Source organism: Promicromonospora citrea (assembly GCF_013004695.1).
Lineage (GTDB): Bacteria > Actinomycetota > Actinomycetes > Actinomycetales > Cellulomonadaceae > Promicromonospora > Promicromonospora citrea.
In genome coordinates, this window is sequence record NZ_JABEMG010000010.1 from 48,493 (window position 1) to 62,475 (window position 13,983).

Genomic DNA, 13,983 nt, shown 5'->3' on the forward strand with positions numbered 1-13,983 from the left:
AACCGGTTCCATCGAACGAAAGACGGCTCGTGCGAGCACGTTCCACACTCCTGCTGCTCCTGCCGGGGCTCGCGTTCCTCCTCGTGGGCTTCCTGCTCCCGGCGGTCGCGATGCTGTTCGCCCCGCCCGGCGTGACGTTCGCCCAGGTGATCGAGCGCATGGGCGCGATGCTGACCGACCCCTACGACCTCGGCATCGTCTGGCGCACGGTGCGCATCGGCCTGGTCGTCACCGCCGTGTGCGTGCTCCTCGGCTTCCCGATCGCCTCGCTGCTGGCCCGCTCCCGGTCGCGGTGGGCCGGCGTGCTGCTCGCCCTGGCGATCTTCCCGCTGCTGCTGAGCAACGTGGTGCGGACCTTCGGCTGGCTCGTGGTGCTCGGCTCCAACGGCGTGATCGGGCAGCTGCTGACCGGCCTCGGCCTCGTCGAGAAGGCGCCCCAGCTGCTGTACACCGAGCTGGCGATCGTCCTCGGCCTGGTCCAGCTCTTCCTGCCGCTGGCCGTCATCACCTGCTACTCCGCCGTCGCCCAGGTCGACCCGGGGCTCGAGGAGGCCGCGCGCGGACTGGGCGCGAGCCGCACCCGCACCTTCTGGAGCATCCTCGTCCCGCTCTCGCTGCCGGGCGTCGTCGTCGCCGCCACGCTCGTCTTCGCGGGATCCGTCACCGCCTACACCACCCCGTACCTGCTGGGCGGGTCCAGCCAGCGCATGCTCTCGACCCAGCTCTTCTCGTACGCGAGCGTCACGGTCGACTGGGCGGCCGCGTCGGCCACCGCCGTCGTCATGACGGTGCTGGTCTTCCTCGTGTCCGGGATCTCGGCGCTGGTCGGCCGGAAGGGAGCGGTCTCGTGAGCGGCACCCGCCTGCGCCACCCCGTCGCCGCCGCGCTCGCCGTGGCCGGCTACGTGATCATGATCGTGCCCATCGGCTTCGTCGTCGCCACCGCGTTCACGGCGGGCAGCACGCTGCGCTTCCCGCCCGAGGGCCTGTCCCTGACCTGGTTCGGCGAGGCGGTGGCCTACTCGCCGTTCATGGAGGCCGTCGTCTCCAGCCTGGAGCTCGCCGCGCTGGCCACCGCTCTGGCGCTCGTGCTCGGCGTGCCGGTCACGCTGGCGGTCCACCGCGGCAGGATCCCGGGCAGGGGACTGCTGGAGGGCCTGTTCCTGTCGCCGCTCGTGGTGCCGGAGCTGGTGGTGGGCCTCGCGCTCTACCAGCAGCTCATGATCGGCCTGCACCTCGACAACTTCACGACCCTGCTGCTGGGCCACACCGCGCTGCTGCTGCCGTACGCGGTGCGCGTCACCGGGGCCTCGCTGGCGCTCGCGGACCCGGCGCTGGAGGAGGCGGCCCGCGGCCTGGGCGCGTCACCGGTGCGGGCCTTCTTCACGGTGACCCTCCCGATGCTGCGGCCGGGTCTCGTCTCGGCGGGCCTGCTCGGCTTCGTCACCTCGTTCAACAACGTGCCGCTGTCGCTGCTGCTGCAGACCCGCGACTTCAGGACCCTGCCCGTCACGATGCTCGACTACGTCCAGCAGAGCTACGACCCGATGGTGGCCGCCGCCTCCACGCTCGTGCTCGCCGCGACCGTCGTCGTCGCCGTCGTCGCGGAGCGCACGGTCGGCTTCGCCAAGATCTTCGGAGGGATCAACCGATGACCACCCCCGCCGCCGAGCTCGTCGGCGTCACCCAGCGGTTCGGCAGCTTCACGGCCGTCGACGCGGTCGACCTGCGGATCCCGCGCGGCCGCCTGACCACGTTGCTCGGCCCCAGCGGCTGCGGCAAGACCACGACCCTGCGCATGCTCGCCGGGTACGCCACGCCGACGTCGGGCCGCATCCTCATCGACGGCCAGGACGCGACCCGCACCCCGCCCGAGAAGCGCGACCTGGGCATGGTCTTCCAGTCCTACGCCCTGTTCCCGCACCTGACGGTCGCCGACAACGTGGCCTACGGCCTGACCATGCGCAAGGTGCCTGCCCCCGAGCGCCGCCGCCGCGCCGCCGAGGCGCTGGAGCTCGTGGGCCTCGGGCACCTGGGCGACCGCAGGCCCAAGCAGCTCTCGGGCGGCCAGCAGCAGCGTGTCGCGCTGGCCCGTGCCGTCGCCGTCCGGCCCCGGCTGCTGCTCCTGGACGAGCCGCTGTCCAACCTGGACGCGCGGCTGCGCGTGCAGATGCGCGCCGAGATCCGCCGCATCCAGTCCGAGACCGGCCTGACCGTCGTGCTCGTGACCCACGACCAGGACGAGGCCCTGGAGATGTCCGACGAGATGGTGCTGATGCGCGCGGGGAAGGTCGTGCAGAGCGGCGCCCCGCGCGACGTCTTCCCCGCACCGGCCGACCGGTTCGTCGCCGAGTTCCTCGGCTACGAGAACTTCCTGACGCTGGCCGACGGCCGCGAGGCCGCGGTCCGCCCCGAGCACCTGCGCGTCGTCACGGCGGACGCCCCGCTCGACGGGCGGGTCGACGACGTCGTGCTCGACGCCGTCGTGCGCGACGTCGCCTACCGCGGCGTCGACGTACTCGTGACGCTCGACGCGACCGACCCGGCCGGCACCGCCGTGCGCCTGGTGGCCGACCACCGCGCCGAGGACGAGACCCCGGCACCGTCGCCCGGTGCCCGCGTCCGGCTCGTCGCACCCCGGGCACGTCTCGCCCTCCTGACCCCGGCTGCTCCCGCAGCCGCACCCGCAACCGCACCTGAAGGAAACCGATGAACCGCACCCTGCCGCCGCGTCGGCCCGCCGCCCGCCGCGCGACCGCCGTCGCCGCCACCGGCCTGTTCCTCTCCGGGCTCGTCACCGGCTGCTCCGCCGCCGACGACGCCTCCGCCCAGGACACGATCGTGGTCTCCACGTTCCCGTTCGGCGTGGAGGAGTTCCAGGAGGCGGTGATCGACCCCTTCACGGCCGAGACCGGCATCGAGGTCGAGGTCGAGACCGGGTCGAACGCCGACCGGCTCTCCCAGCTCCAGGTGGCGGGCGACGACTCGGGCATCGACGTCATGCTCCTGTCCGACTACTACGCGGCGCTGGGCCAGGAGACCGACCTGTTCCAGGACGTCGACGCCGCGAAGGTCCCGTCGCTGGACGAGGTCGCCGACTTCGCGCTCGAGGACGGCTACGCGGGCCCCGCGTACAGCTACCAGCTCAACGGCACGATCTACGCCACGGACGCGCTCTCGGCCGACGAGGCCGCGGACTGGGACCTGTACGGCGACCCCGCGCACGCCGGTGAGCTCGCGCTGCCGGACATCTCGGTCACCGCGGGTCAGCTCATGGTCTCGGGCGTCGGCGAGGCGTACGGTGACGGCCCCTACGACATCGACACCGCGCTCGGGACCCTCGGCGGGTGGGCGCCGGGCATCCTGCAGTTCTACTCGTCGTCGACCGAGGTGACCAACCTCCTCACCCAGGGCGAGATCGTCGCGGCGGACTCGCTGAGCGGGTTCGCGACCGACCTGGTCGCCTCCGGCGAGCCGTTCGCGTGGACGCCGCCGGCGACCGGCCGCTACATGGCCACCAACCGCGCCATGGTCCCGGCGGGGGCACCGAACATCGACGGCGCGCACCGCTTCATCGACTACCTGCTCTCGGCCGAGGCGCAGACCCGGTCCGCCGAGCTGGTCGGCGACCTGCCGGTCAACCCCGGTGCGACGGTCCCCGACACGATCTCCGCCGTCGTCGGCGACATCGCGGACGACCCGGTCGCCGCGGGCTACGCGACGCTCGACCCGGCAGAGCTCGTCCCGACGCGCGGCGAGTGGGTCGACCGGTTCGCGCGCGAGGTGACGGCCGGCTGATGGGCGCCGACACCCGAACGCTGCTCGACCGGATGCCGAAGGTCGACCTGCACTGCCACCTCATCGGCACCGTCCGGGCCTCGACGTTCGCGGAGCTCGCCCGGCGCGAGCGTCTCGACCTGCCCGCGGAGCCCGAGCGCATCTACGCCGACGTCAACTCGCTGCCGCCCGACCCGGACCTGTACCGCGACACGCGGGTCCCGGTGCCGCAGGGGCGTGCGGCGGACGAGCCGGAGGTGTCGTACTCGCTGTTCCAGACGTCGCGCTGGGTGACCCAGGTGCTGCGCGACGCCGACGACCTGACGCGGATCACATACGAGGCGTTCGAGGCGGCGCACCGCACGAGCGCGACGCGGCACCTGGAGGTGTCGTTCGACGCCGTGCCGGAGCACCTGGCGTCGCTCGGCTACCTCGGGTGCGTCGAGGCGTACGCGGAGGGGATCCGGCTGGCGGAGCGTGACTTCGGCATGTCGGGCCGGCTGATCGCCGCGATCGACCGGTCGGGCTCGGGCGAGGAGGCGCTGGAGCGCGTCCGGACGGTGGTCGACCACCCGCACGAGTACGTGGCGGGGATCGGTCTCGACAACCTGGAGACGGCGGGGCCGCCCGAGCGGTTCGCGGACGCCTACCGGCTCGCGGGGGAGGCGGGGCTGGGCCGCACGGCGCACTCGTCGGAGCACGCGCCGGTCGCGGTGAACACGATCACCTGCCTGGACACGCTGGGCTGCGACCGCATCGACCACGGGTACTTCGTGCTCGAGGACGACGACGTGGTGGCGCGGGTGCGCGACGAGCAGGTGCCGTTCACGGTGATCTCCACGACGTCGCGCCGGTCGTGGCGGCCGTGGCGGCGGGCCTCGATCGCGGCGATGCTCGAGGCGGGGCTGAACGTGGTTCCTGCGAGCGACGACCCGGGGATGTTCCCGACCACGCTGGCGGGCGAGTACCGGATCCTCGCCGAGGACCTGGGCGTCCCGGTGCCCCGGCTGCGCGCGATGGCGCTGGCGGGGGTCGAGGCGTCGTGGCTGCCGTCCGCCGAGAAGGCGGCGCTGCGCGCGCGGTTCGAGCGGGAGCTGGACGAGCTCGGGGTGCCCGCGCAGGAGGCATGACGACCGGTCGGACCGGGTGAGGTCGCGATATCTCGTGGCCGCCGCAGGAGCGTGAGCCTAGCGTTGACGCCCATGAGCACCCTTCGCGCCGTCCCCGAGCCCGAGCCCGCCGTCGCACCCATCGCCGTGCGGGCCGCCGCGCCCGCCGCGCCGCCCGTCCCCACGGCAGGCGGCCTGAGCTGGCGCGCCTGGGCGCGCGACGACGTCCCGGCCCTCGCCGCGCTCATGCGCACCGTCGACGAGGCGGACGGCCGCTCCTGGTTCATGTCCCCGGAGGAGGTCGCCGAGCTGCTCGACGCCCCGCACGGCGACCCCGCGACCGACACGCTCGTCGGCCTGGACGCCGACGGCGCGCTGGTCGCGCACGCCTCCGTCGAGCGGTCCTCCACGGACGGCGTCGACACGCTGCGCGCGGAGCTCGGCGGCGGCGTGCACCCTGGCCGGCGCGGTGAGGGCATCGGGACGGAGCTGCTGGCGTGGGCGGTCGGCCGGGCACGGCAGGTGCTCGCGGCGTCGGGCACGGACGACCGGCTGGCCGCCCTGCCCGGGCGCATCGCCCTGCACCTCGAGGACTCCGACCCCGCCGAGCGCGTCGACCTGGCACGCGCCGCGGGCTTCACGCCCATCCGGTTCTACGCCAACCTCGTGCGCGACCTCGCCGAGCCCGTCCCCGCGATCGGTGTGGAGCCGCCGCTGCGGATCGTGCCGTGGTCGGACGCGCTGGAGGACGCCACGCGGCTGGCCCGCAACGACGCGTTCCGCGACCACTGGGGCAGCCAGCCGCGCACCCCCGAGGCGTGGCGCGCCTACCGCAGCATGTTCGCCCCGCAGTGGTCGTTCGTCGTGGTCGACGACTCGGTGGACCATCCCGGGTCCGCGACCGAGCACCCGGGCGACGAGTCGGTCCCGCCGGGCACGCCCTACGTCGTCGGCCTGCACCGGGCCGAGCGTTACGAGCACGACTGGGAGACCCAGGGGTACACCGCCGGCTACACCGGGCTGCTGGGCGTGCGCCGCGCCTACCGCGGGCGCCGGGTCGCGGCCGCACTGCTCACGCACGCGATGCGAGCGTTCGCCGCCGACGGTATGCAGAAGGCGGAGCTCGACGTCGACACCGCCAACCCCACCGGTGCGACCGGGCTGTACGCCCGGCTGGGCTACACCAAGAACGACGGCTCGACGCTGTACACGATCGAGCTCTGACCCACCGGCCCGCACGAGGGAGCACCATGACCGCCGAGACCCCCCTGGCCCCCATCGCGGAGCGCGCCACCGCGCCCGCGACCCTGGCCCTGCCCACGGCGGGCGGCCTGTCCTGGCGCCCCGCGACCCGGGACGACGTGCCCGCCTGGCTGCTGCTGCGCCACCACATCGCGCGCGTCGACGCCGAGCCGTTCCTCGCGACCCTCGAGGAGCTCGAGGAGCTGTTCGACGGCGACTGGCGCGACATGTCCGCCGACTCGCTGCTCGGCTTCTCCACGTCCCCCGCCGACGACGGCGCCCTCGTCGCCTGGGCGCACGTCGAGGCCCCGCCGGGCGACGTCTCGCAGGTGCGCGCCTTCACCTGGGGCGGCGTGCACCCGGACCACCGCGGCCAGGGCATCGGGCGCGAGCTGCTCGCCTGGGAGATCGGGCGGGCCCGGCAGAAGCTCGCGGCGTCGGGCAAGGACGTGCCCGGCCGCATCGCCGTCTTCGCCGAGGACGACGCGCCCGCCGCCACCCTGCACCTCTACGAGCGCGCCGGCATGACGCCGCGGCGCTACTACTCCGACCTCGCCCGCCCGCTGACCGGCCCCGACGCCGGGCCCGTGCCCGAGGTGGAGCTGACCGGCTCGCTGCGGCTCGTGCCGTGGTCGACGGAGCTCGACGAGGCCACCCGGCTCGCGCACAACGACGCCTTCCGCGACCACTGGGGCAGCCAGCCGCAGGCCCCGGGGCAGTGGACGCAGCGCGCCGGCTTCGCGCCCGAGTGGTCGTTCGTGGTGGTCGACGACGCGCCCGACGTCGACGCGCTGCTCGCCTCGCCCGACACCGACGCCGACACGGCGGCCGCCCTGCGCGCCGGCGAGCCGTTCGTCGTGGGCTACCAGCTCGCCGGGCGGTACCCCGACGACTTCGCGGTGCGCGGGTACTCGTTCGGGTACACCGACATCCTCGGGGCACGGCGCGCGTACCGGGGACGCCGGATCGCGCTCGCGGCGCTCGCCGCGGGCATGCGGGCGTTCGCGGCCGACGGCATGGAGTACGCCGCCCTCGACGTCGACACCGCCAACCCGAGCGGCGCGCACGGCCTGTACGCGAGCCTGGGCTACGTCAAGCAGTCCGGGTCACGGATGCTGTCGATCGAGCTGTGAGCCCTGCGCCGTCAGCGGGCGAGCCGCTGACGCCGGGCCTCGTAGAGCACCACGGTCGCGGCGTTGGCCGCGTTGAGCGAGCTGGCCGAGCCGGTCATCGGGATGCTCAGCGTCACGTCGGCGGCGTCCAGCCACGCGCGGGTCAGGCCCGCGGTCTCGCTGCCGACCAGCAGCAGCACCGGCTGCGTCAGGTCGAACCCGGACACCTCCGCGTCCCCGTGCTCGTCCGTCGCGGCGACGACGACGGGCACGCCCGCGGCCCGGCGCTGCTCCACCCACGCCATGACCTCGGCCGTGGACGGCGCCCGCACCACCGGCGTCGCGAAGAACGAGCCGGTGGTGGCGCGGACCGCCTTGGGGTCGTACGCGTCGGCGGCGTGCCCGGTGGTGATGACGCCGTGCGCGCCGAACGCGTCCGCCGACCGCACCACCGCGCCGACGTTGCCGGGCTGCGAGGGCCGGTCGAACACGACACCCAGGAAGTCGGGCCCGGTCTCGATGCGGTCCAGGTCGTCCGGTCGCATCCCGACCACGGCGAGCAGCTCCGCCTCGTCCTTCTCGGCGAGCTCCGCCAGCAGGTCGGGCGCCATGCGCACGTGCTCGACGCCCGGGTGCGCCGCGAGCAGGTCCCGGGCCCACTGCGAGAGCCGGCGCTCGCCGTCGTACAGCAGGGCCCGGATCTCCCAGCCGTGCTCCACCGCCATGGTGACCGGCCGCACCCCCTGCACCAGGAACTCGCCGGCCCGGTGCCGCTTGTTGCGGTTGGTCAGGAGGGTCTGGAGCTGCTGGAACCGTGCGTTGCGCGAGGAGATGCGGGTGGCCACGCGACCATCCAACCATCCGGACCGGCCCGGCACGCCCGGTCACGCCGCCTCAGCGGCGCAGCAGGCGCGCCATCGCGGTGCGCGCGGCCTCCGAGGCGAACAGCTCGGCGGAGGCGGTGACCGCCGCGTCCACGTGCGCGTCGAACCGGGCCAGCACGTCGGCGTTGAGCAGCGCCTTGGTCGCCGTGAGGCCCTGCGGGTGGGCGGCCGCGAGGTCGGCCAGGACGGCGTCGACCGCGGTGTCGAGCGTGTCCGGCGGCACCGCGTCCGTGACCAGGCCGTGCGCGGCGGCCTCGGCCGCGGTGAACGTCGCCCCGGTGAGGAACGTGCGCGACGCCGCGCGCGGCGTCATCCGCGGCAGCACCGCGAGCGAGATGACGGCGGGCGTGAGCGCGAGCCGCGCCTCGGTGAACGCGTAGGTGAGCGTGTCGGCGCTGATCGCGACGTCGCACGCGGCCACGAGCCCGATGCCCCCCGCCCGCACCGGCCCGTGCACGCGCGCGACGACGGGCAGCGGCGCGGCGAGGATCGCACGCAGCACCTCGGCCAGGCGGCGCGCGGACGACTCCATGCCGACGTCGAGCGCCTCGGTGAGGTCGGCCCCGGAGCAGAACGCCGGGCCGGCGGCGGCCAGGACGACGGCGCGGGCGCCGTCGCGCTCCGCACGGTCGAGGGCCGCCTCGAGCTCGTCGAGCAGGGCGCCCGAGAGCGCGTTGCGCCGGGGACCGTCCAGCGTGAGGCGGGCGTACGGCGTGGGCTCGCCGTCGGGCGGGGTGACCGCGGCGACCTCGTAGCTGACGAGGGGCTGACTGGGCATGGGAAGAGGTCCTCCGGTGGGGCGTGGTCCGGCGTGGGTATGGCGTCGTGGGGTTAATGGTGGTTAACCTCTGTGGCATGCGCAACATGCATCCACCAGAGAACCCGGAGCTCACCAAGCTCCGGGACGCGGTCAGGGACTTCGCCGACCGCGAGATCGCGCCCCACATCGCCCGATGGGACAGGGAGAGTCGCCTGCCCGTCGAGGTGGTGCACCAGATGGGTGAGCTGGGCCTCTTCGGCCTGACCGCCCCGGAGGAGTACGGCGGGTCCGACCTCGGGCTCACCGGCCTCAGCATCGCGGTCGAGGAGATCGGCCGCGTCGACCAGTCCGTCGGGATCACGCTCGGGGCCGGTGTCGGCCTCGGCGTCGGGACCCTGCTGGCCTACGGCACGCAGGAGCAGAAGGAGACCTGGCTGCCGGACCTCGTGGCCGGCCGCACGCTCGGGGCGTTCGGCCTCACCGAGCCCGGCGCGGGCAGCGACGCCAACGCCATGGCCACCACGGCGGAGCTCGTCGACGGCCAGTGGGTCGTCAACGGCGCCAAGCAGTTCATCACCAACTCGGGTACGCCGATCACCAGCGTCTGCACCGTCGCGGCGCGCACCGGCACCACGCCGGACGGCCACCCCGAGCTGAGCGCCGTCATCGTGCCGACCGACACGCCGGGGTACGTCGTCGAACCCCTGCACGACAAGATGAGCTGGCGCTCGTGCGACACCCACCCGCTGCGCTTCGAGGACGTGCGCGTGCCGGAGGCCAACCTGCTGGGCGTGCGCGGCAACGGGTTCAAGCAGCTCATGACCTGCCTGAACACCGGGCGTGTCGCCGTCGCCGCGCTCGCCACGGGCTGCATCCAGGCGATGCTCGAGCTCGCCGTCGAGCACGCGGGCGTGCGGCCGACGTTCGGCGGGCCGATCGGCCGCAAGCAGGGTGTGGCGTTCCAGATCGCCGACCTCGAGGTCATGCTCCAGGCGAGCCGCGCGCTCACCTACCGGGCGGCGATGCTCAAGGACACCGGGGCGCCGCTGGACGAGTTCCGCCGTGCGTCGTCGGTGGCCAAGCTGTACGCGACGGAGTCCGCCGTCACGGCCACGCGCATCGCGGCGCAGGTCTTCGGCGGGTACGGCGTCATGGAGGACGGCCCGATCGCGCGCTTCTACCGGGACGCCAAGGTGCTGGAGATCGGCGAGGGCACCTCGGAGCTGCAGCGCATGCTCATCGCCCGCGGCCTGGGTCTCCCGGTGGAGTAGGGGCCCGCTGGTTCCCGGGCGGGGTCCGCTGAGATCTGGTGTCCACGTCGAGATCTGGCCGTGCACGGCCAGATCTCGACGGCAGCACCAGATCTCAGCGGCCGCGGCGGTCGGCGGCCGCGGCGGTCAGCGGCCGCGGCGGTCAGGGGCCGCAGCCGTCACGGGTGCAGGGCACGTACCGCCATACCCGTCAGCAGCGCGTGCATCGTCGCGCGGTTGATGCGGGCGCTGTGCGGGGTCGAGTTCAGCAGGCCGAAGGCGGCCTGCACCGCGGCACGCGCCTCGGCCGGGTCGAGGTCAGGTCGCAGGGGGCGCAGGGCGTCGGTCCAGACGTCGATGTAGGCGAGCTGGTGCTTGCGCACCTGGGCCCGTGCCTCGGTGCCCAGCACGTCCCACTCGCGCTCCTGGATGACGATGAGCGCGGGGTTGTCGAGCGCGAAGTCCGCGTGCCGTGCCACGAGCGCGTGCAGTGCGGCCTGTGGCGACGCCGCGCCCGACAGCAGCTCGCGCGCACCGGCCAGGAGCTGGTCCGAGGCGTGCAGCAGGCACTGGCCGAGGATGTCCTCCTTGCCCGCGAAGTGCTTGTACAGGGCGGGGCCGGAGACGCCGACGGCGGCGCCGATGTCGCCCATGGAGACGCCGTGGAAGCCGCGTGCCGCGAAGAGGTCGGCCGCCGTGTCCAGGATCTGCTGCCTGCGCGGTGTCACGAGAAGGAGTCTAGGGAGGTGAGCGGCACGAGGCCCGGAGGGTTCCACGATGTGGTTAACGCGTGTTAACCCACCGGGCTATGCTGCGGCACATGACCACCGACACGGGTGTTGGAACGGGCCAGGGCGCCGGTCTGCGCGAGCTCACCGCGCAGCTGCGGGAGCGCCTGGAGCGGGCGCGGCAGGGCGGGTCGCCCGCCGCGCGCGAGAAGCACACGTCCCGCGGCAAGCTGCTCGCCCGGGACCGCGTCGACCGGCTGCTCGACGCCGGCGCGCCGTTCCTCGAGATCGGCGCGCTGGCCGCCTACGACATGTACGGCGACGAGTGGGCGGTGCCCAGCGCGGGCATCGTCACCGGCATCGGCCGCATCGCGGGGCGGCAGTGCGTGGTGGTCGCCAACGACGCGACCGTCAAGGGCGGCACGTACTACCCGGTGACCGTCAAGAAGCACCTGCGTGCCCAGCAGGTCGCGGCCGAGAACCACCTGCCGTGCGTCTACCTCGTCGACTCCGGCGGCGCCTACCTGCCGATGCAGGACGAGGTGTTCCCCGACCGCGAGCACTTCGGCCGCATCTTCTACAACCAGGCGAACCTGTCGGCGCGCGGCATCCCGCAGGTCGCCGCCGTCATGGGCTCGTGCACCGCGGGCGGCGCGTACGTGCCCGCGATGAGCGACGAGGCCGTCATCGTGCGCGACCAGGGCACGATCTTCCTCGGCGGCCCGCCGCTCGTGCAGGCCGCGACGGGCGAGGTCGTCACGGCGGAGGAGCTCGGCGGCGGCGTCGTGCACACCACGACGTCCGGCGTCGCGGACCACCTGGCCGACGACGACGCGCACGCCCTGCGCATCGTGCGCGAGATCATCGCGACCACCCCGGCCGCGACGCCGGTGCTCGACCGGGTGCCGCCCGAGCCGCCCGAGCTCGACCCCGACGGGCTCTACGACGTGCCCGCCGACCCCCGCACGCCCTACGACGTGCGCGACGTCATCCGCCGCATCGTCGACGGCTCGCGCCTGACCGAGTTCAAGGCCCGCTACGGCGAGACCCTGGTGTGCGGGTTCGCGCACATCGACGGCTATCCCGTCGGCATCGTGGCCAACAACGGCATCCTGTTCTCCGAGTCCGCGCTGAAGGGCGCGCACTTCGTGCAGCTCTGCGACCAGCGGCGCATCCCGCTCGTGTTCCTGCAGAACATCGCCGGGTTCATGGTCGGCAAGGAGTACGAGCACCGCGGCATCGCCAAGGACGGCGCCAAGCTCGTCACCGCCGTGGCCTGCACGTCCGTGCCGCGGTTCACCGTCGTGCTCGGCGGCTCGTTCGGCGCGGGCAACTACGGCATGAGCGGCCGCGCCTACGACCCCCGGTTCCTGTGGATGTGGCCCGGCGCGCGCATCTCCGTCATGGGCGGGGAACAGGCGGCGTCGGTGCTCGCCACGGTGCGCAAGGACCTCGCGCCCGAGGACGTCGAGGCGTTCAAGGCGCCCATCCGCGCGCAGTACGAGGCGCAGGGCAACCCCTACTACGCCACCGCCCGGCTGTGGGACGACGGCGTGATCGACCCCGCCGACACCCGCCGGGTGCTCGCGCTCGGCCTGGCCGCGACGGCCGCCGCCCCGATCACCGCGCCGTCCTACGGCATCTTCCGGATGTGAGGCACCCGTGATCCGAGCCCTCCTGGTCGCCAACCGCGGCGAGATCGCCCTGCGGGTCATCCGCACCGCGCGGCGCCTCGGCCTGCGCACGGTCGCCGTCTTCTCCGACGCCGACGCCGGCGCGCCGCACACCCGGGCCGCCGACACGGCCGTCCGGATCGGCCCGGCGCCGGCCACCGAGTCCTACCTGTCCGTGCCCGCGCTGCTGGCTGCCGCCAAGGAGTCCGGCGCCGACGCCGTGCACCCCGGCTACGGGTTCCTCTCCGAGCAGGCCGACTTCGCGCGCGCCGTGCTCGGGGCCGGGCTGACCTGGGTGGGGCCGCCGCCCGAGGCGATGGACGCCATGGCACGCAAGGACGCGGCACGTGGCATCGCCGAGAAGGCGGGGGTGCCGGTGCTGCGAGAGGTCCCGCTGCACCAGCCTCGCGCGTCCGCCGACCGGGTCGCCGTGGCCGGGGACGTGACGTACCCCCTCCTGGTCAAGGCCGCGGCGGGCGGTGGCGGGAAGGGCATGCGCATCGTGCGCGAGCCCGACGAGCTCGCTCCCGCCCTCGCCACAGCCCGGCGCGAGGCCGCCACCGCGTTCGGCGACGACACCGTCCTGCTCGAACGCTTCGTCGAGCGCGGCAGGCACATCGAGGTGCAGGTCCTCGCCGACGCGCACGGCACCGTGCTGCACCTGCACGAGCGCGACTGCTCGGCCCAGCGCCGCCACCAGAAGGTGCTCGAGGAGGCCCCGGCCCCCGACCTCGACCCGACGCTGCGCGACCGGCTCCACACGTGGGCGGTCGACCTGGCCCGCGAGGTCGGCTACACCGGGGTCGGCACGGTCGAGTTCCTCGTCGAGGACCCGGCGGCGCCGCGCGGCGAGGGGGCCTCGAGGGCCGACGTCGGCGCCTGGTTCCTCGAGATGAACACCCGTCTCCAGGTCGAGCACCCCGTCACCGAGGAGGTCGTCACCGTGCGCGGCGAGCGCCTCGACCTCGTCGAGCAGCAGCTCCGCGTCGCCGCGGGCCTCGAGCTCGGCTTCGGCCAGGACGACGTCGCCGTCGACGGCCACGCGATCGAGGCCCGGGTCTACGCCGAGGACGCGTTCACCGGGTTCCTGCCCCAGGCCGGCACCGCCACGCGCGTGCGCTGGCCCGAGCACGCGCGGGTCGAGGCAGGCATCGAGGACGGCACCGTGGTGCCCGCCGTCTACGACCCCATGGTCGGCAAGGTCGTCACGCGCGGCCCCGACCGCGAGACCGCCCGGCAGGCGCTGGTCGACGCCCTCGACGCGACCGTCGTCGGCGGGCTCGTCACCAACACGGGGTTCGTGCGGGCGCTCGCGGACTCCGCGGCGTTCCGCGACAACGAGGTGCACACCACGTGGCTCGACACCCACGCCCTCGCACCGCCCGACCCGTGGCCCGCGCTGGTCGCAGCCGCGTGGGGCGTCGCGGCGGCCGCCGCGCGCGACGGCGG

At 74.1% G+C, this 13,983-nt stretch carries 13 protein-coding genes; 10 read left to right on the top strand and 3 right to left on the bottom strand.

Annotated elements, in window-relative coordinates; genetic code table 11:
• Window positions 1–29 precede the first annotated feature (29 nt).
• The 7 genes from HLB15_RS03875 (at window position 30) to HLB15_RS03905 (ending at window position 7,260) form a co-directional block, all read left to right on the top strand.
• Window positions 30–851, top strand: coding sequence for an ABC transporter permease (locus HLB15_RS03875; RefSeq protein ID WP_171103862.1), 822 nt, complete (start codon window positions 30–32; stop codon window positions 849–851).
• Entirely contained in the window at window positions 848–1,654 is an 807-nt protein-coding gene (locus tag HLB15_RS03880) for an ABC transporter permease (RefSeq protein WP_229785251.1), read from the top strand. The genes HLB15_RS03875 and HLB15_RS03880 overlap by 4 nt, the downstream gene beginning before the upstream one ends.
• Window positions 1,651–2,712, top strand: coding sequence for an ABC transporter ATP-binding protein (locus HLB15_RS03885; protein ID WP_171103864.1), 1,062 nt, complete (start codon window positions 1,651–1,653; stop codon window positions 2,710–2,712). Before HLB15_RS03880 ends, HLB15_RS03885 begins: the two co-directional genes overlap by 4 nt.
• Entirely contained in the window at window positions 2,709–3,797 is a 1,089-nt protein-coding gene (locus tag HLB15_RS03890; RefSeq protein ID WP_171103866.1) for an extracellular solute-binding protein, read from the top strand. Before HLB15_RS03885 ends, HLB15_RS03890 begins: the two co-directional genes overlap by 4 nt.
• Window positions 3,797–4,906, top strand: a complete 1,110-nt coding sequence (locus tag HLB15_RS03895) for an adenosine deaminase family protein (protein WP_229785253.1) — start codon at window positions 3,797–3,799, stop codon at window positions 4,904–4,906. Before HLB15_RS03890 ends, HLB15_RS03895 begins: the two co-directional genes overlap by 1 nt.
• A 72-nt stretch (window positions 4,907–4,978) precedes the next feature.
• On the top strand, window positions 4,979–6,109 hold the full coding sequence (locus tag HLB15_RS03900; protein ID WP_171103868.1) for a GNAT family N-acetyltransferase: 1,131 nt from the start codon (window positions 4,979–4,981) through the stop codon (window positions 6,107–6,109).
• A gap of 26 nt (window positions 6,110–6,135) precedes the next feature.
• The gene (locus HLB15_RS03905) at window positions 6,136–7,260 is read left to right on the top strand and encodes a GNAT family N-acetyltransferase (protein WP_171103871.1); all 1,125 of its coding nucleotides are present in this window, start codon (window positions 6,136–6,138) and stop codon (window positions 7,258–7,260) included.
• A gap of 11 nt (window positions 7,261–7,271) precedes the next feature.
• Here HLB15_RS03905 and HLB15_RS03910 read toward each other — a convergent pair whose 3' ends face one another.
• A complete protein-coding gene (locus HLB15_RS03910; RefSeq protein ID WP_171103873.1) occupies window positions 7,272–8,084 on the bottom strand; it encodes a TrmH family RNA methyltransferase in 813 nt (270 codons plus the stop codon).
• Between the two features lie 49 nt (window positions 8,085–8,133).
• Window positions 8,134–8,901: an enoyl-CoA hydratase-related protein gene (locus HLB15_RS03915; RefSeq protein WP_171103874.1), complete on the bottom strand. Its 768-nt coding sequence runs from the start codon at window positions 8,899–8,901 to the stop codon at window positions 8,134–8,136.
• A 77-nt stretch (window positions 8,902–8,978) separates the two neighbouring features.
• Between HLB15_RS03915 and HLB15_RS03920 the strand changes: the two genes are divergently transcribed.
• Window positions 8,979–10,154, top strand: coding sequence for an acyl-CoA dehydrogenase family protein (locus HLB15_RS03920; RefSeq protein WP_212759474.1), 1,176 nt, complete (start codon window positions 8,979–8,981; stop codon window positions 10,152–10,154).
• A gap of 158 nt (window positions 10,155–10,312) precedes the next feature.
• Here HLB15_RS03920 and HLB15_RS03925 read toward each other — a convergent pair whose 3' ends face one another.
• Complete coding sequence (locus HLB15_RS03925; protein WP_171103876.1) at window positions 10,313–10,861, bottom strand: TetR/AcrR family transcriptional regulator; 549 nt, start codon at window positions 10,859–10,861, stop codon at window positions 10,313–10,315.
• A 92-nt stretch (window positions 10,862–10,953) separates the two neighbouring features.
• On the opposite strand from HLB15_RS03925, the gene HLB15_RS03930 reads away from it, so the two are divergent.
• Together HLB15_RS03930 and HLB15_RS03935 are read left to right on the top strand one after the other, a co-directional pair.
• Window positions 10,954–12,516 (top strand): carboxyl transferase domain-containing protein, encoded by a 1,563-nt coding sequence (locus HLB15_RS03930; RefSeq protein ID WP_229785255.1) that lies wholly within the window; start codon window positions 10,954–10,956, stop codon window positions 12,514–12,516.
• 7 nt (window positions 12,517–12,523) lie between these two features.
• A partial coding sequence (locus HLB15_RS03935; RefSeq protein ID WP_171103881.1) for an acetyl-CoA carboxylase biotin carboxylase subunit occupies window positions 12,524–13,983 on the top strand: 1,460 nt, incomplete at its 3' end.